This window comes from Streptococcus henryi DSM 19005, assembly GCF_000376985.1.
GTDB classification, from domain to species: Bacteria; Bacillota; Bacilli; order Lactobacillales; family Streptococcaceae; genus Streptococcus; species Streptococcus henryi.
Window position 1 is genome coordinate 59226 of sequence record NZ_AQYA01000033.1, and the last position, 16331, is coordinate 75556.

The 16331-nt window shown below is 39.2% G+C and carries 16 protein-coding genes; all 16 read right to left on the minus strand.

Annotated elements, in window-relative coordinates:
• Positions 1 to 38: 38 nt before the first annotated feature.
• A complete protein-coding gene (yhbY, locus tag F601_RS0106685) occupies positions 39 to 353 on the minus strand; it encodes a ribosome assembly RNA-binding protein YhbY (RefSeq protein ID WP_018164897.1) in 315 nt (104 codons plus the stop codon).
• A gap of 345 nt (positions 354 to 698) precedes the next feature.
• Positions 699 to 1817 carry a ribosome biogenesis GTPase YqeH gene (yqeH, locus tag F601_RS0106690; protein ID WP_018164898.1) on the minus strand — a complete coding sequence of 373 codons (1119 nt, stop codon included), beginning with the start codon at positions 1815 to 1817 and terminating at the stop codon, positions 699 to 701.
• Complete coding sequence (locus F601_RS0106695; protein ID WP_018164899.1) at positions 1817 to 2344, minus strand: YqeG family HAD IIIA-type phosphatase; 528 nt, start codon at positions 2342 to 2344, stop codon at positions 1817 to 1819. Before F601_RS0106695 ends, yqeH begins: the two co-directional genes overlap by 1 nt.
• A gap of 119 nt (positions 2345 to 2463) precedes the next feature.
• Positions 2464 to 2823 (minus strand): S1 RNA-binding domain-containing protein, encoded by a 360-nt coding sequence (locus tag F601_RS0106700; RefSeq protein WP_018164900.1) that lies wholly within the window; start codon positions 2821 to 2823, stop codon positions 2464 to 2466.
• Positions 2823 to 4223, minus strand: coding sequence for a Cof-type HAD-IIB family hydrolase (locus tag F601_RS0106705; RefSeq protein ID WP_026183141.1), 1401 nt, complete (start codon positions 4221 to 4223; stop codon positions 2823 to 2825). Before F601_RS0106705 ends, F601_RS0106700 begins: the two co-directional genes overlap by 1 nt.
• Positions 4224 to 4313: 90 nt before the next feature.
• Positions 4314 to 4955: a response regulator transcription factor gene (locus tag F601_RS0106710; protein ID WP_018164902.1), complete on the minus strand. Its 642-nt coding sequence runs from the start codon at positions 4953 to 4955 to the stop codon at positions 4314 to 4316.
• Positions 4952 to 5980 (minus strand): envelope stress sensor histidine kinase LiaS, encoded by a 1029-nt coding sequence (locus tag F601_RS0106715; RefSeq protein ID WP_018164903.1) that lies wholly within the window; start codon positions 5978 to 5980, stop codon positions 4952 to 4954. Before F601_RS0106715 ends, F601_RS0106710 begins: the two co-directional genes overlap by 4 nt.
• Positions 5977 to 6672, minus strand: a complete 696-nt coding sequence (gene liaF, locus F601_RS0106720; RefSeq protein WP_018164904.1) for a cell wall-active antibiotics response protein LiaF — start codon at positions 6670 to 6672, stop codon at positions 5977 to 5979. The genes F601_RS0106715 and liaF overlap by 4 nt, the downstream gene beginning before the upstream one ends.
• A gap of 180 nt (positions 6673 to 6852) precedes the next feature.
• Positions 6853 to 8760, minus strand: a complete 1908-nt coding sequence (pknB, locus tag F601_RS0106725) for a Stk1 family PASTA domain-containing Ser/Thr kinase (RefSeq protein WP_018164905.1) — start codon at positions 8758 to 8760, stop codon at positions 6853 to 6855.
• Positions 8760 to 9497, minus strand: coding sequence for a Stp1/IreP family PP2C-type Ser/Thr phosphatase (locus F601_RS0106730; protein WP_018164906.1), 738 nt, complete (start codon positions 9495 to 9497; stop codon positions 8760 to 8762). Before F601_RS0106730 ends, pknB begins: the two co-directional genes overlap by 1 nt.
• Positions 9498 to 9534: 37 nt before the next feature.
• Positions 9535 to 10857 carry a 16S rRNA (cytosine(967)-C(5))-methyltransferase RsmB gene (gene rsmB / locus F601_RS0106735; protein ID WP_018164907.1) on the minus strand — a complete coding sequence of 441 codons (1323 nt, stop codon included), beginning with the start codon at positions 10855 to 10857 and terminating at the stop codon, positions 9535 to 9537.
• Positions 10847 to 11788: a methionyl-tRNA formyltransferase gene (gene fmt, locus F601_RS0106740; protein ID WP_018164908.1), complete on the minus strand. Its 942-nt coding sequence runs from the start codon at positions 11786 to 11788 to the stop codon at positions 10847 to 10849. The genes rsmB and fmt overlap by 11 nt, the downstream gene beginning before the upstream one ends.
• Before the next feature lie 72 nt (positions 11789 to 11860).
• Complete coding sequence (locus F601_RS0106745; protein ID WP_018164909.1) at positions 11861 to 14251, minus strand: primosomal protein N'; 2391 nt, start codon at positions 14249 to 14251, stop codon at positions 11861 to 11863.
• A gap of 53 nt (positions 14252 to 14304) precedes the next feature.
• Positions 14305 to 14622 (minus strand): DNA-directed RNA polymerase subunit omega, encoded by a 318-nt coding sequence (gene rpoZ, locus F601_RS0106750; protein ID WP_018164910.1) that lies wholly within the window; start codon positions 14620 to 14622, stop codon positions 14305 to 14307.
• Between the two features lie 26 nt (positions 14623 to 14648).
• A complete protein-coding gene (gene gmk / locus F601_RS0106755) occupies positions 14649 to 15263 on the minus strand; it encodes a guanylate kinase (protein WP_018164911.1) in 615 nt (204 codons plus the stop codon).
• A gap of 323 nt (positions 15264 to 15586) precedes the next feature.
• Positions 15587 to 16126 carry a CHAP domain-containing protein gene (locus F601_RS13695; protein ID WP_018164912.1) on the minus strand — a complete coding sequence of 180 codons (540 nt, stop codon included), beginning with the start codon at positions 16124 to 16126 and terminating at the stop codon, positions 15587 to 15589.
• Positions 16127 to 16331: the final 205 nt, after the last annotated feature.

Here is a 16331-nt window from a genome sequence, read left to right on the forward strand (position 1 = left end):
CCTTTTTCTATCTAGCTTACCTCAAACTAAGCTCTTTATTATTTATTAATAGCTTTTACTTTTGGTGATAGTTTACGGTTTTCTTTTTTAGCTGATTCTTTATAGAGAATAAGGATACGTCCAATTTTAAGTACAGTATCGCAGCCAATTTCTTCTTCCAAGATTTCCGCAACTTCATATATATCTTCATCAGTATTTTGAAGAAGAGTTACCTTAATCAATTCACGGGCATCAAGAGCGTTACGAACGCTTGTTTTGATTTGGTCATTAAGACCATTTTTCCCAATTTGAACAATGGGTTTAAGTGTATGTGCTTCTGATTTTAAGAAGGCACGCTGTTTAGATGTTAGCATATATTATGATACGAAGCCCGTAAACTGCAATGTGAAAAAAAGTAAGACCAAAATCGTTCTTTCCAAGAAATTGATTTTGCAGACGCACCCTCTTCAAGATGCAGACTCTTTCAAGATACTTGTGTCTTGGAAAAATCTTTATCTTTTTCACATAGCTCTTAGGGCCTGTTCAAATCAGAAAATATTCTGACTCGAACATCCTTTCTTTTTATTTTCTTTCCTTGAGCTGGCTTGTCTGGCAAGCCGACCTCTTTCTTTTGTGTTTTTCTTATGTAAGCTAATCAGTTCATCTTATAAATGATACCTTCAGCATAAGCCGTCAACAAGTCCAGTCCTAAACAAGTCTTAAATAAGAGCTTTTCTGATGACGACACCGACACCTTCTGGTGCCCATGCAGCGATTTTTACAGGATTATCTTGCTTGCCTTGGATGCGAATCCAGCCTAGTCCTGAGTAGACGATGTCCATCTTGTCCTTGATGGTAAATTCATGGCGAACAAGTTTTGGAAAATCTGCCACTTCTTTTGGTCCAGGCGGCATAAGAAGGCTTCCAACATGCTTGTCATAGAAAGCGTCAGCTCCCTCAAGCTTGGTACGGTGAAGATTGAGATTATTGTCAAAGTAAGCTGTGAAGCCCTGCTTATTGCCCTGAATAAAATCAAAGCGACCCAAGCCACCCAAGAAAAGGGTTTGCTCAGGGTTGAGCTGATAGGTTTTTGGTTTGATTTCTTTCTTAGGACTGACATATTTGAGGTTTTTGGCGCTCAAATAGTGGGCCATCTGGTGACGGTGAATAATCCCCGGTGTGTCAAAGATGTAGCTACCGTCATCCAAAGGTATTTCAATCTTATCAAGGGTTGTTCCTGGGAAACGTGAAGTGGTAATGATATCCTTATCTCCTGTGATTTCCTTGATAATAGCGTTGATAAGAGTTGATTTACCAACATTGGTTACACCAACCACATAGACATCACGACCTTTACGGTACTTGTCAACACAATCAATCAAGTCTTTGATAGCATGATGGTTTTGAGCACTGGTCAAAATGACATCAACTGGACGAAGACCTTCTTCGTGGGCGCGCTCTGCTAACCATTGTGTCACCTTGCCGTCTTTTACTGACTTAGGCAAAATGTCTTTTTTATTGCCGACTAAAAGGACGTCATTACCAGAGACGAAACGTGACAAGCCAGGAATAACTGAGCCATTGAAGTCAAAAATATCAACCACATTGACCACAAGGGCGTCACTGTCACCAACTTCGTGAAGGAGTTTCAAAAACTCATCATCTGTGATGTGAACGTCCACGATTTCATTGTAATGACGCAAGCGGAAACAGCGTTGGCAATAAAGTTCACCCGTTTCCTCTGCTTTTTGAATTGAGCTGGCAGGGGTATAGCCAGCCTTTTCCTTATCTTCCGTTTGGATTTTGGCTCCACAGCCAATACAAAATAGTTCTTCCATTAAATTCCTTTATGATATACGATTTTTCCGTATTTTTCTTCAAGTTTGGCCCAAACTCGACGTTCGCGCCAGCGATTAATCTTAGTATTCCAAGCATCAGATTTGATTAATGGTTTAACAAGAACTGATTTAATACCAGCTCGATGACTAGCTCTGATATCAGTCATGAGCTGATCTCCAACCATAATCACTTCATCTTTATCAAATCCGTAGCGCTCCATAACAATGTCAATACCTCGTGTGAGTGGCTTCATAGCGCGGCTGACAAAGTCAACACCAAATCTTGCCACAGCACGCTCTACACGAGAGTGATTGTTATTAGACACAACAACTACTGAAATGTCGGCAATGGTCATCTCATCCAGCCAAGCACGCACCTCAGGCGTACCATCAGGATTATTCCAGGCTATAAGGGTATTATCCAAATCAACTAAGACTGCACGAATACCATGACGCAACAAATCTTCCGCTCTTAAATCATAAACTGCCTCAACCACGAAGGTCGGCCTATAATCATCAATACTCAAGGTTTATTCTATTCTCCAATTTTTTATAGTCTACCTCTTATTTTACCATATTTTCGGGAAAATAGCAGAGCTTTATAGCTTGAAGAAAAAGAAAAAGCCAACCGAAGTTAGCTTTCATTTTATTTTTTATCTTGCAGAAACTCTAGTGCTTCTTTTGTCCATTTTGGAAGACTATCTCCAAGCGGTTTAAAGCCGATTTTGTATCGACTGTTTGAAAAACGATGGCGATGTGGAAAGTGATGTTTTTCCTCTTCCAAGGTACGTAGTGAGAGGCTAGCTTTTTGGGTAAATTCATCAAAATCCACCACTTGAACAAGTACTTCCTCGCCAAGAGTCAAGGAATTATAGATATTATCTATATAGCCTGTCTTAATTTCTGAAATATGAATGAGACCTGTCGTCCCATTATCAAGGGCGACAAAGGCACCGTAAGGCTTGATGCCTGTAATCGTCCCAGTGAGTTTGTCGCCAATCTTCATTAGTCAGCTACCTCGATTGTTTCAATAACAACATCCTCTACAGGTTTGTCTTGAGCACCAGTTTGAACACCAGCAATAGCATCAAGAACTTGATAAGATGCTTCATCCATCAATTGACCAAAAACAGTGTGACGACGATCCAAATGTGGTGTTCCACCTTTTGCAGCATAAAGCTCTGCGATTGGTGCAGGCCAGCCACCACGCTCTAATTCTTTTTGAGCATAAGGAATTTTATCGTTTTGCACGATAAAGAATTGGCTTCCATTAGTGTTTGGTCCAGCATTAGCCATAGAAAGGGCACCGCGAACATTGTAAAGTTCATCTGAAAACTCATCTTCAAAGCTATCACCATAGATAGATTGTCCACCCATACCAGTTCCTGTTGGGTCACCACCTTGAATCATGAAATCTTTGATAATACGGTGGAAGATAATACCATCATAGTAGCCATCTTTAGCCAAAGCTACAAAGTTTGCTACTGTTTTTGGTGCATGTTCTGGGAAGAGTTTAATCTTCATGTCACCATGATTTGTTTTAATTGTTGCTACAGGACCTTCAATACTTGAAAGGTCAACTTGTGGGAAGTTTAATTGTTTTTCTACCAAACCGAGTTCCTCCAAGGCATACAAAATGCCATCTTCTTCTACTTTTTTCGTAATAAAATCTGCTTTTTTCTGCAATTCTGGATGGGACACACCCATAGCTACCGCCAATCCAGCATAATCAAAGAGTTCCATGTCATTGAGTTCATCGCCAAAGACAAGAACATTCTCTGGTTTAAGCCCCTCTTTTTCAAGAACATGGGCAACGCCAGAAGCTTTTGAAATGCCTTCACGAATAACATCTGATGAATGAGGATGCCATGGCACTAGACGCAAGTCACTAGCCAAATTTTCTGGCAAAACAAGCTCAGCATTATTATCTGCAAAGGTCCACATAAGGTAAACATCATTTGATAAATGATAATCCGGATCTACAAGTCCTAGACCATAAACAGGAATAATGGCATCATCAACAAGTTGAGAGCGTTCTGAAACGACTGCAGTGTCTGAACCAGCAAAACCATAGGCAATGCCTTTCTCCTTACACCAAGCAACATAGTCTTTAACAAGTTCTGGGTTTACAGGGTCTTTATAGACTATTTCCCCCTTCTTGTCTAAAATACAGGCACCATTAATGGTAACAAAAACATCTGGCTTAAGAGCACGAATGTCATCAACTACACCATAAATAGCTCGCCCAGAAGCAATACCTGTCAGAATTCCTTTTGACTTTAGTTGTTCAAAAACATAAGTAATAGATTCTGGCATATATCCTGTCTCTTTAATACGGAGAGTCTCATCAATGTCAAAGAAAACAGCCTTGATTTTCTTAGCTTTATATTTCGTTTTTACGTCCATATTTCTATTAAGAAAGGGATAATCACTTATTTGTTTTAGCCCCTCTAAGTCCTCCATTAGTCTTTAAAAAGCATAGGTATATTATACCATTTATTCATCGTCTTGTGCGACTAAATGATGTTTAAAAGCGTAGACGACTGCCTGAGTACGGTCATCAACCTCTAACTTGGCAAGAATATTTGAAACGTGTGTTTTAACCGTTTTTAATGAAATAAAGAGCTCGTCAGCAATAGTCTGATTATCATAACCTTTGGCAAGGAGGGCCAAAATATCGCGTTCACGCGCCGTTAAATCCTCATGTAAGTCTGGTTTAGCATCGTGGGCTTTGATTTTCTTATCAACCTCGGTTTCGATGGCCAATTCTCCTCTGGACACCTTACGAATGGCATTTAAAATTTCTGCAGCGCTTGAGGTTTTTAACATGTATCCTTTAGCGCCAGCATCAATAACTGGATAAATTTTTTCATTATCCAAGTAAGATGTCAGTACTAAAATTTTTGCCTCTGGCCATTCTTTTAAAAGTGCCAAAGTTGCTTCTACGCCATTCATCTCTGGCATGACTAAATCCATGACAACAACGTCCGGGCGAAGATCAAGGGCCACATCAATTCCCGCTCTGCCATTTCCAGCTTCACCGATAACTTCAACATCTGGCTGCAAATTAAGAAAACTCTTCAAACCAAGGCGTACCATCTCGTGGTCATCAACCAAAATTACATTAATTTTTGTCATTTTTTCTCCTCAACTATATCTTCTTCCACTGTTTCTTCTTTAACTAAGGGGAGTCGAATATCCATAGAAACCCCTTTTCCAGGTTGACTTAAGAGCTTAATCGTTCCTGCCATATCATCTACACGGTCCTCAATATTGGTCAAGCCATAGCTCAGATCACGTGCAGTATCCATATCGAATCCACAGCCATCATCAACCATTTTAAGTTGAACCTCTGTTTCAGATTGAATCAGATAAACTTCTAGACGACTTGCACGAGCATGTTTAAGAGTATTACTGATGAATTCCTGTGCAATACGGAAAAGGTTATCCTCCATCGCCTTAGGCAGACGATCGATATTTTTTTGGTAAACAACCTCAATATCACTTTTATCTGTCAATTCTTTTAGGATCATATCAAATCCTTCGGATAAAGTTTTATTCTCAAGCTCAGTTGGTCTTAAATGTAAGAGAAGAATCCTCAAGTCTTTCTGAGCATTCTGCAAGAGATCCTCGACAGCAAGCAATTGTGTTTGAAGCTGATCTTTTTCCAATTGGTCTATATTCATGGAGACACCAGAAAGAATCATCGAAGATGCAAACAATTCTTGACTAACCGTATCATGAAGATCACGCGCAATTCGTTTACGTTCCTGTTTAACAATCTCTTGTCCCTTTAAAATTTTGGTATTTTCAGTATTCTGAATACTAGTCGTCAAATGACTCATTTTCTTAGACAAGCGCTGCAAATTAACATTGATTTCACTTTCTTCATCCAATTTTAGTGGCTGATTATTAAGAATTCGTCTGAGGTTTTGGTTAATGCTGCGCTTACTATTGTCATCAAGTATGACCCATAAGAGAAGAAGTAAAATCATGACAGCCAAAATCAAAAAGACAATGGAAAACACAAACTGTTCTAAGATCCAAAAATCTGTTATTAAATCTTGTAATTTCAATCCTAAACTATCAAGCGTAATAAAAACAATGGCAGATATGATAACACTAGAGTAAAGTAGCAAAAGGACGTAATGATATTTTTTCACAATCGGCTGACCTCCACATCTCCTGCTATCGTATTAATAATAACCTTAACAGATTTAATGGCTTTACGATCTTCTGGCCGCCATAGTTTAATGGACTCATTTCGCAAGTCATAAGGTTCATAGTCAAAATAAGTCATCGTTCCATAAATTGTTGTCACATCTAATTTAACAGCAACGTCAATTGGAACAAGAATTTTAGTTGGCCCCAAGACCTTACGAATCATAATGACATTGTCTTTGCCAGAAATAATAACATTGGTTAAATCAAAAGTATCACTACCACTAACTCGAACGATATTAACGTCATCAAATGCATAGAAATCACTCTCGTAACTTGCCGCACCAATCCACTGATTTCTGCTTGGGCGAACTTCTAGTTTTTCTTCACGAAAACGAATCAAGGCAAAACGATTCTTTTTCTTAACCTGTGAAAAGTGATTAATGACCACATAAGCAACTCCCAATACAACCGCTAAGATAATATAGGGATTAAGCATGAAAATCAAAAAAAGCATTAATAAGCTGACAGTCAATAAAAAATTATTTCGTGTATCTTGATTATAAAACCTCAAAGCCAAGAGAATTAGAACCAGTATCAAAATAAAACTAGATAAATCATTAGCTAGAATGGTCATTATCCCTAAGGCTAAGAGGATACATTCTACTAATAAGAAAAATTGAAATTTTTTCATTTCTTCTCCTTGAAACGCACTTTCTGTCATTTTACCAAAAACAGTGTGATTATGCATCTTTTGACAAGATTTTTAAAGAAAAAAAGAAGCCATCAAAGCTTCTTTTGGAGTGTGTAAAAACGTTAAAAATACTTATCAAAGTTTCAGGAATTTTTATAGGCCTTAAATATTTTCATATTGTTAACCTGAGTAGTCCTCAGTTTCAGTTTCTGACTCTTCCTCCGAACTTTGCTCACTTGTTGAAGCAGTTGATTCACTCGTTGAGCTTGTAGAAGATTCTGTTGTTGATGGTTCTGAAGACTCTTCACTTGTATCGTCTGTATAGAGGTAAAGTACGATTTCGCCAGAATTTGATAAGTCAATTTGGTTACCATAATATGGTGATTGTGCTGAAACTATGGCTGTTGAAGATGGTGAATGAACTTCAATATAACCACTTGCTGAAGAAAGACTCGGAACGTAAGTTTTGATTTGTGATGCAGAGATTCCCAGTGCTGTTAGTGCGTTAACAGCATCAGCATAGGACATATCTGTCACCAAAGGCATTGTTACAGAACCTGCTGTAGCTACTGTAAATGTGATTTTAGCATTATCTGGATTAACCGTAGATTTTGCATCTGGTGTTTGACTGATAATAACTCCTGGTGAATAATCACTGGTTGATACTTGTTCAACTTTAATTTTAGATTTTGCAACACCATAGGTACTTGTCAATTCTTCAATAGCATCTTCGTAATCTTCACCCACATAGTTTGGCATAGTAAAACCGGAGTTGCCTGAAGAAAGGTAAATATCAACCTTAGAGCCTTCACGTTTCTTGGTACCTGATTTAGGATTAGTTCTAACAACATGTCCCTCTTCAACATCATCACTAGCAACATCCTGTACTGTCCCAACCTCTAAGCCAGCATCTTCTAGTTCAGATTTAGCTACTTCAAGAGTTAGATTAGTTACATCTGGTACACTGACCGTTTTAGGATTGTTCAATACTAAGTAGGTTAAAATCATCACGCCTACTACAAAGAAGGCGAAGAAGAGTTTCAAGAAACTACTTAAAATTGTTTTTTTACGTGATTTCTTAATCTTATGTGGTAAGTCATTAGAGGTTTTTGTTGGCTCAACGGACTCCTGCTTAGCCTGCTTTTCTTTTTGCTTTTCTAGCAATTGTTCGGTTGACTGCAGTGGTTTGACAGGCGATACCTTTGGTAAAGTTTTTGTGCTTTCAGTATCTTCAAAAACAAGCTTGGGCTCACGACTTCTATTATAAGAAAGTGCCGTCATTAAATCACGGCTCATTTCAAAGGTTGAAGCATAGCGGTCGCTCAACTTTTTAGCAGTGGCTTTAATAACAACATTCTCAAGTGCCTGAGGAACATTTCTGTTCTCAGCAATGATAGATGGTAGTGGCTTTTGGAAATGTTGCAATGCAATCGTAACTGCTGAATCACCATCATAAGGGATGTGACCTGTCAACATTTCAAAAAGCATGATACCCATAGCATAGATATCACTCTGAACAGTGGCTTTTGAACCACGAGCCTGTTCAGGTGAAAGGTAGTGCACAGACCCTAACATGGAGTTAGTCTGTGTTAAACTCGTTTCAGCAAAGGCAACTGCAATACCAAAGTCTGTAACCTTAACTGTCCCTGTTTTAGTTAAAAGAATATTCTGTGGTTTTAAATCACGATGGACAATGCCCTTTTGATGGGCAAGGGTCATAGCTGACAAGACTTCTTCCATGATTCGTACTACCTCTGTGTTTGACAAAGGTGCGCGATCTTGGATGTATTTCTTTAAGTCAGAACCGTCAACATACTCCATTACTAGGAATTGCTGCCCGTCTTCTTCCCCAATATCACGGATGGCTACGATATTTGGATGATTTAGCTCTGCCATTGCTCGCGCTTCCCGCTGGAAACGTGCTACAGCAATCTGATCTGTCTGATAATTAGTCCGAAGCACCTTGATAGCGACTTCTTCATTATCCAAAATCAAATCATTAGCTAGATAAACATCCGCCATTCCACCACGCCCGATAGACTTGAGAATCCGATAACGACCAGCAAATAATTTGCCAATCTGAATCATTAAAAGTCCTCACTTTCGACGTGAACAAGGGCAACCGTGATATTGTCAAGACCTCCTCGGTTATTAGCGAGGTTAACTAATTGACGATTTTTTTCATCAACACTTCCTGACTGCACAAGGGTACCAACAATCTCTGAGTTGCTAATCATATTCGTCAAGCCATCACTGTTGATAACCAAGTAGTCATCTGCTTCAAGTTCTTGTTGCCCAAGATCTGGATGTACAGGTTGAGCTTGCCCAATAGATTGAGTAATGATATTTTTTTGTGGGTGGCTAGCCGCTTCTTCTTCAGTCAATTGACCAGCCTTAACCAATTCATTAACAAGTGAATGGTCGCTTGTTAACAGGGTATAGTGTCCTTGACGAACTAGACCAATACGAGAATCGCCAACATGGGCATAAACAGCGGTATTACCAAGCAAGGCAACTGCTTCTACCGTTGTCCCCATACCTTTATATTCCTCTGATTGACCAAGCTCATATATTTTACGATTTTCTGTTTCAAGAATTACCAACAGCCAGTCACGAATCTGATCAACCTCTGTAAAATCAGTATTAATCCATGCGCGTCCAAGGTCTGTAACCGTCATTTCGCTGGCGATATTTCCTGCGCGATGTCCACCCATTCCATCAGCCAAAACGATAAGCGTAATTCCGTTTTGATTATCAAATCGATTGATAAAATCTTGGTTATTTGAGCGTCTTTGCCCAATATCTGTTACAAGTGAAATTTTCATAATTATTCCTCTGACTGTGTCAGTTTCCTCCTTGACCTTACAAGATACGTTTGACTTGTCCAATAAAGAAACCGTCTGTTTGATATTGCTCAGGCGTAATAGCAAGACAGCCGTCCTTAACAATATCTTCTTGTAGATGACTCAGTTTTACCTGCTCAAAATTAGGATGCGTCTCCAGGAATTTTTCAATAATCTGGAAATTCTCCTCATCAAAAATAGTGCAAGTGCTATAGGTTATTATACCACCTTTTCGCAAGGTTTGACAAACACTAGATAGTATCTGAAGCTGAATTTCTTGAAGAGCCGTAAAATCTTGATTTTCCTTATTATACTTAATATCAGGTTTACGTCGAATAAGACCAATTCCAGAACATGGCGCATCAACTAAAATCTTATCAAAAGTATCAGGACTAAAGACTTCATGAACCTTAGTGGCATCAAGCTTCTGGGTGCTTATCTTATCAGCCACATGAAGACGCTCAGCATTTTCAGCTACCAATTCAAGTTTATGGTCATATAAATCTAGGGCTGTGATATGACCCGTCGTCAGATAAGATGCCATATGAGTCGTTTTCCCACCTGGGGCGCTGCAGGCATCTAAGATCTTTTCATGCCTTTGAATATCAAGCGTTGGCGCTACCAACTGACTCGTTTCATCCTGAATGGTAATCTGACCTGCAGCAAATGCGGCTGACGCAGCAAAGTGACTAGAATCTTTGACCAAGCCAACTGGGGAAAGTTTTGAATATTCCGCCCCGGTCTCCGCAGCAAGCTCAGCCATTTTTTCAGGGGCCGTTACGCGAATACTTGCCTTATTTCGAATAAAGAGACTCTCTAGAATAGCTTGAGCACGCTTCTCTCCGTATTGTTCGATCAATTTCTTGACCAACCAAACTGGCGTAGAGTAGACAACTGAAAGACGCTTATTCTTTCTCTTGATGCTTGAAGGGTCTGGCAATTCTTGTTCTGAAGCTCGGCGTAAGACAGCATTAACTAATTTTTCCGCACCTTGTTTGTTCCCGCGATTTTTTGCAATAGCGACAGCATCATTGACCACAGCATGGGCAGGAATCTTATCCAGATAAATCATCTGGTAGAGACTGAGCAGAAGAAGATGGTAGACCCACGGCTCCAGCTTGTCACGGTCTGCAATAAAATGCGCCAAATACCACTCAAGGGTGATTTTGCGAGCCACTGTTCCATAGACAATTTCAGTAATGAGACTCTTGTCTTTATCACTGTAATCACGCTTATTCAAGACCTTATTAAGGGCAATATTGGAGTATGCCCCCTCCTGAAAAACCTGATCTAGGACCAAGAGAGCCCCGCCACGCGCTGTTTTTTTCCAATTATTTGCCAAGGAAATCACCTACTTCAAGGGTACGGCCAACGCCGTTAAGGAAATCTTTGATAGTCATACGTGGTTTTCCAGCTGGCTGAACTGTTTTTAGGGAAATAGCTCCGCTGCCTGTGGCAACTAGCAAGGATTTCTTCGTTTTTTCAATAATTTGACCAGGTTGACCTTGACCTTCTGCTAGCTGAGCTTCATAGATTTTGAAGCGATTGCCATCTAAAAGAGTGTGGGCAACAGGCCATGGGTACATACCACGAATATGATTAAAGACCTCACGGGCTGACTTATTCCAGTCAATACGTTCTTGATCAGGTGATATGTTTGGTGAAAAAGTTGCTTGACTCTCGTCCTGAGGCTCAGGTTTAATATCACCTGAAAGGTATCCAGGCAGGGTTTCTAAGAGCAAGTCACGGCCAACGATAGCTAACTTTTCAAACATAGTACCGACGTTATCTTCATCCGTGATAGGTGTTGAAGCCTTGGCTACCATGTCTCCTGCATCCATCTTCTGAACCATTTCCATGATGGTAACACCCGCTTCTTCTTCACCATTGATGATGGCGTAATGAATAGGTGCTCCGCCGCGATATTTTGGAAGGAGAGAAGCGTGGACATTAACCGCAAAGTCCACAGAGTTAATGAGTTTCATTGGTAAGAATTGACCAAAGGCAGCAGTGACAATACCATCTGCACCGAGTGCCATCAAGTCTTCCATTTCTTGCGAGCCAGATAGTTTTTCAGGTTGATAAAGAGGCAATTGATGCTCCAAAGCCACTTCCTTAACAGGCGTCATCTTGATCTCTTTTTTACGGCCAACAGCACGGTCAGGCTGCGTCACAACAGCCAAGACTTGATAGCGCTCATCAGCCAAGATTCCTCTGAGAACTGTCGCTGAAAAATCAGGCGTCCCCATAAAAATTAATTTTGTTTGTGTCATAGTATTTCCTTTTTACTTATCTCTTTTGTCAGTTAGACTTTATGCAACTAAAAACTATTACTCTTCAGCCTATCACATAAAATTCTGCGGTTCATGGTCAATAACCAGTCGCAAGTCCTTATTATCTGGTAACTGGGTCAAATCTAAAATCTGATTCAAAACGAGCTCAAGATTATCTTCAAATCTGTATTTAACAATGATTTGATAGTGATAAAGATTGTGAGTTCTAGCAACGGGCTTTGGAGTTGGTCCAAGTATCTTTATTTTATCTGATAACTGGCTCCGTAGCAATTGTAAGATCTCAAAAGATTTGCGAATAACAGTCTGTTCATCTTTATGAGACAAGGTTAATCCTACTGTAAAATAATAAGGTGGATAACCAAGTTGTTTACGGATTCCCATCTCATAAGCATAGAAAGCTTCATAATCCTGCTTTTGAGCTAATTGAATAGCGTAGTGGTTGGGATTATAGGTTTGAATAACCACTTCCCCTTCTTTTTCAGCCCGACCAGCCCGACCAGCTACCTGAGTCAAAAGCTGGAAGGTCCTTTCACTAGCTCGAAAGTCCGGCAAATTAAGAGCGGTATCCGCATTTAGAACTCCAACTAAGGTCACATTTGGAAAATCAAGCCCCTTAGCAATCATTTGGGTACCTAATAAAATATCTGCTTCTTGAGCACCAAATTTATCTAAAATCTTTTGGTGAGCACCTTTTTGACGTGTTGTATCAACATCCATGCGAAGAATACGAGCTTGAGGTAAGACCTCTAGCAATTCATCATATGCTTTTTGAGTACCCGTTCCATAGTATGCAATACTACGACTCTGACACTGTGGACAAGTTCTTGGAATAGCCTTTTCAAATCCACAATAGTGACAGTTCATCGTCTTCGTATCCATATGCAAGGTCAAAGATATATCACAGTTTGGACATTCATCAACAAAACCGCAATCCCTGCACATGATAAAACTTGAATAACCTCTTCGATTTAACATCAGAACGACTTGCTCTTTTTTCGCCAGTCGGTCTTTTATCTTATCAATCAAGAGCGGAGTAAAATTACTAACTTCTTGCTTACCAACAAAATCTCTAAAATCAAGAACCTCTACTTGTGGAATCCTTGCACCAGCATTGGCACGTTTTGTCAATTGCAAGAAATTATAGACTCCTCGACTCGCGCGTGCACGACTTTCAATTGATGGCGTTGCAGATCCCATAAGAAGCACAGCTTTATGGTATTTGGCTCGTAAAAGAGCTACGTCACGCGCATGGTACCTCGGATTAGACTCTTGCTTATAGGTAGCCTCATGCTCTTCATCAATGATGATAGCTCCAATATTTTCCAAGGGACTGAAAATAGCAGAGCGAGCGCCAACGACTACCCGAGCCTTACCTGATTTTATTTTCCGCCATTCATCAAACTTCTCACCATCTGACAAACCTGAATGCATAATAGCAACCTGCTTACCAAAACGTGAGATAAATCGATTGGTCATCTGAGGAGTCAATGAAATTTCAGGCACAAGTACTATAGCTGTCTTACCTAGTTTTAACACCTTATCAATAATGTGTAAATAAACTTCGGTTTTTCCTGAACCAGTTATCCCCTCTAACAAAAATGGCTTAGTCTCCTGACCAATCTGACTTGTTACTTCGTCTACAACCTTAGATTGTTCTTCATTCAAGTCTAAAAAGGCTGTCGTCTTTACATCAAAATAGTCTTCTGAGCGACTAAGCTCTCTCTCCTGAATCGTCAGTAAATCTTCCTCAAGGAAAAACTTAACAACATCACGGGAATACTTCTGGTATAAATCTGATAACCGATCTTCTTCTGGATGTTGCAACAAGTAATCACGCAGTTCAAGGCGTTTCTTAGCACGCGCAGCAATATCAATTTTCAAAAGGCCGTCACTATTAGGTTGATACCATTTTTCAGTCTTGATATTTTTCTTATCTTTAGCAACATAATCAACCTTTATAGCACCCTTTTGAACAAGACGACCTACGATGCGTTGCTGTTCCGGAGTTAGACTTGAATAAAGCTGTTCGTCTTTATTACCAAAAAAAGCTAAACGATCATCTTCTGAAAGAAATTCTGTTGGTATCAGTTGCTTATCGTACTGCGAATTAAGGAGGCTAGGAATCATAGATTTCAGTATTGAAATCTTGTAAGAAAACACCGTATGACGAATTTGATTTGCTAGGTCCAATTGCTCTGCATTTAGAACCGGCTCAAAATCAAGAAGTTCATGAATTGGCTTTAATTCTGTTTCGGATGTTTCCACAGAATCTAAAAGCCCAGTGACAAATCCCTGTAAGAGACGATTACTACGACCAAAAGGTACATGCACTCGAGCACCTAATACTATCTGATCCTGTAATTCTTCTGGGATAATGTAAGTAAAGGGTTTATCCGTCTGCATCAGTGGCACATCTACAATAATTTGAGCAAACTGTGACATAAAACTCCTTTCATTTTTTGCCTAAAAATAGGAAAAATCCAAGATGTGTTATCTTAGATTTTTTCTCCTTCTTCTTCTTTTTCTTTAGCAATCTGCTCTTTGATTCTGCGTTCTTCTTCTTCTTTAGCTAAGCGTTCTGCTTCGATACGAGCAGCAACTGCGGCACGTTTAGCTTCTGGATCAGGGTGAACAGTTACATTTCCTGATTCAATTTCTTCAAGTGCACGCAAGGTAGATTTGACTGATTTAAAATCTTGTGTTGGTTCTGCACCAGCTTCAAGTTCGTGAGCACGTTTAGCTTGCAAAATGCAAAGTGAGTATTTTGATGGAACTTTATCCAACAAAGTATCGATAGAAGGTTTTAACATCATAACTTTTAATCTCTTTTCTAACTGTTTTAAATATCTTTAATCATATCGTTATAGCGTCCGATAACACGTTCTACACGATAATGTTCTGCCTCGATAATACGCTTAACACGCTCTGCAGCCAAGGGCACTTCATCATTAACCACCGCATAATCGTACTCACGCATCAAAGCAATTTCTTCCTTAGCACGTTCAATACGTTTAGCGATGACTTCCTGACTATCAGTTCCACGACCAACCAAGCGATCTTTCAACTCATCCAAGTCAGGTGGTGTTAGGAAAATAAAAACACCGTCTGGAACATTTTTCTTAACTTGCAAGGCACCTTGTACCTCTATTTCAAGAAAAACATCAATTCCTTTATCTAAAGTTTCATTGACATAAGTCAGTGGTGTCCCATAATAATTGCCGACATATTCTGCATATTCAAGCATTTGCCCATTTTTAATGAGTTCTTCAAATTCCTCACGTGTTCGGAAAAAATAATCAACACCATCAACTTCGCCTGGACGTTGCGGACGGGTAGTCATTGAGACAGAATATTCGAATTTATGGTCAGGTGTTGAAAAAATTTCTTGTCTAACCGTTCCCTTACCCACACCCGATGGGCCAGAAAAAACGATTAGCAATCCACGTTCAGACATTTAGTTCTCCTTAATTATACAGTAACGGTCACCTCTAGACCATAAGTTATCCTTATAAAATATTAAAGTCTATATCTCAAAAAACAAGACAATCCCTATAAAACATCAGAAAAGAATTCGTCACTTATCTCGATATTCTTCCTGCTTACTAAAGATTTATAGATTTCTTTGTTTTTCATAGAAATATAAGTTTCTCCTTCCTAGTTTATCAAAAAGAGCATTGATTTTCAAGAATTTTATGAGATAATCTCACCCATACCATTCTCAAATTATCAATGCTCTCTTAAACCTTACCTAGTAAAGATTATTGTAAATTGGCCAGATTAATTTTTAGGATAAATGTAGCTGACAATACCTGGAGTAACACCATCATTTGGATTGAACCAGCCACGGTAATTATTAATTGTCATATTTCCTGCATAGTTTGATTCTTGGACTTGTATCAAGCCGTCTTCACCGACTTCTGTCACGAATGCTACATGTCCATAGCCACCATCAGACCAGACAAGAATGGCACCAACTTTAGGTGTCGTCTCTACTGTAAATCCTTCAGAGACGGCACTTGAAGCCCAATCGTTAGCATTTCCCCAATTATTTCCTGCCCAAGGAGCTAATTCCTTTACTCCCCAAGTACATTGACCAATTGGATAGGTGTTGGGAGAGTAAACGACTGCCTCCTCCGCTATCTGTTCTTTTTCTGTTTCTTTTTTAACAACTTTTTTAGAACTAACTTCATGTTTGCGGTAGGCAGTTATTTTTTTACTTGATTTAGTAATTGTTGAGCTTTCTGCGCTTACTGATGCCGTCCCCATTCCAAGGATAATCAATGTAAAACTGAGTAGGATTAGTATTTTAGATTTCATTTTTCTCTCTTTCTTTAAAAGCAACGTTCTCTATCATACAGATCGATTGTTACGAGAAAGTTTCTATAAAATGAAAAAAATGACAACTCTTTTATTTGTCTGTTTCCTAGAAGTATTAAGGTCCATATTTTTCACACTAAAAGTCATTACAAATAACAAGTCCATTAATTTCTTCCAAAGCCTGATATCATAAAAAATTTAATAC

Excerpts from the sequence above, each read along its gene's own strand:
- yhbY (WP_018164897.1), bottom strand. The coding sequence starts at position 353 with ATGCTAACATCTAAACAGCGTGCCTTCTTAAAATCAGAAGCACATACA.
- yqeH (WP_018164898.1), bottom strand. The coding sequence starts at position 1,817 with ATGGAAGAACTATTTTGTATTGGCTGTGGAGCCAAAATCCAAACGGAA.
- F601_RS0106700 (WP_018164900.1), bottom strand. The coding sequence starts at position 2,823 with ATGAAGATTGGCGACAAACTCACTGGGACGATTACAGGCATCAAGCCT.
- F601_RS0106705 (WP_026183141.1), bottom strand. The coding sequence starts at position 4,223 with ATGGACGTAAAAACGAAATATAAAGCTAAGAAAATCAAGGCTGTTTTC.
- F601_RS0106710 (WP_018164902.1), bottom strand. The coding sequence starts at position 4,955 with ATGACAAAAATTAATGTAATTTTGGTTGATGACCACGAGATGGTACGC.
- liaF (WP_018164904.1), bottom strand. The coding sequence starts at position 6,672 with ATGAAAAAATTTCAATTTTTCTTATTAGTAGAATGTATCCTCTTAGCC.
- pknB (WP_018164905.1), bottom strand. The coding sequence starts at position 8,760 with ATGATTCAGATTGGCAAATTATTTGCTGGTCGTTATCGGATTCTCAAG.
- F601_RS0106730 (WP_018164906.1), bottom strand. The coding sequence starts at position 9,497 with ATGAAAATTTCACTTGTAACAGATATTGGGCAAAGACGCTCAAATAAC.
- fmt (WP_018164908.1), bottom strand. The coding sequence starts at position 11,788 with ATGACACAAACAAAATTAATTTTTATGGGGACGCCTGATTTTTCAGCG.
- F601_RS0106745 (WP_018164909.1), bottom strand. The coding sequence starts at position 14,251 with ATGTCACAGTTTGCTCAAATTATTGTAGATGTGCCACTGATGCAGACG.
- rpoZ (WP_018164910.1), bottom strand. The coding sequence starts at position 14,622 with ATGATGTTAAAACCTTCTATCGATACTTTGTTGGATAAAGTTCCATCA.
- gmk (WP_018164911.1), bottom strand. The coding sequence starts at position 15,263 with ATGTCTGAACGTGGATTGCTAATCGTTTTTTCTGGCCCATCGGGTGTG.
- F601_RS13695 (WP_018164912.1), bottom strand. The coding sequence starts at position 16,126 with ATGAAATCTAAAATACTAATCCTACTCAGTTTTACATTGATTATCCTT.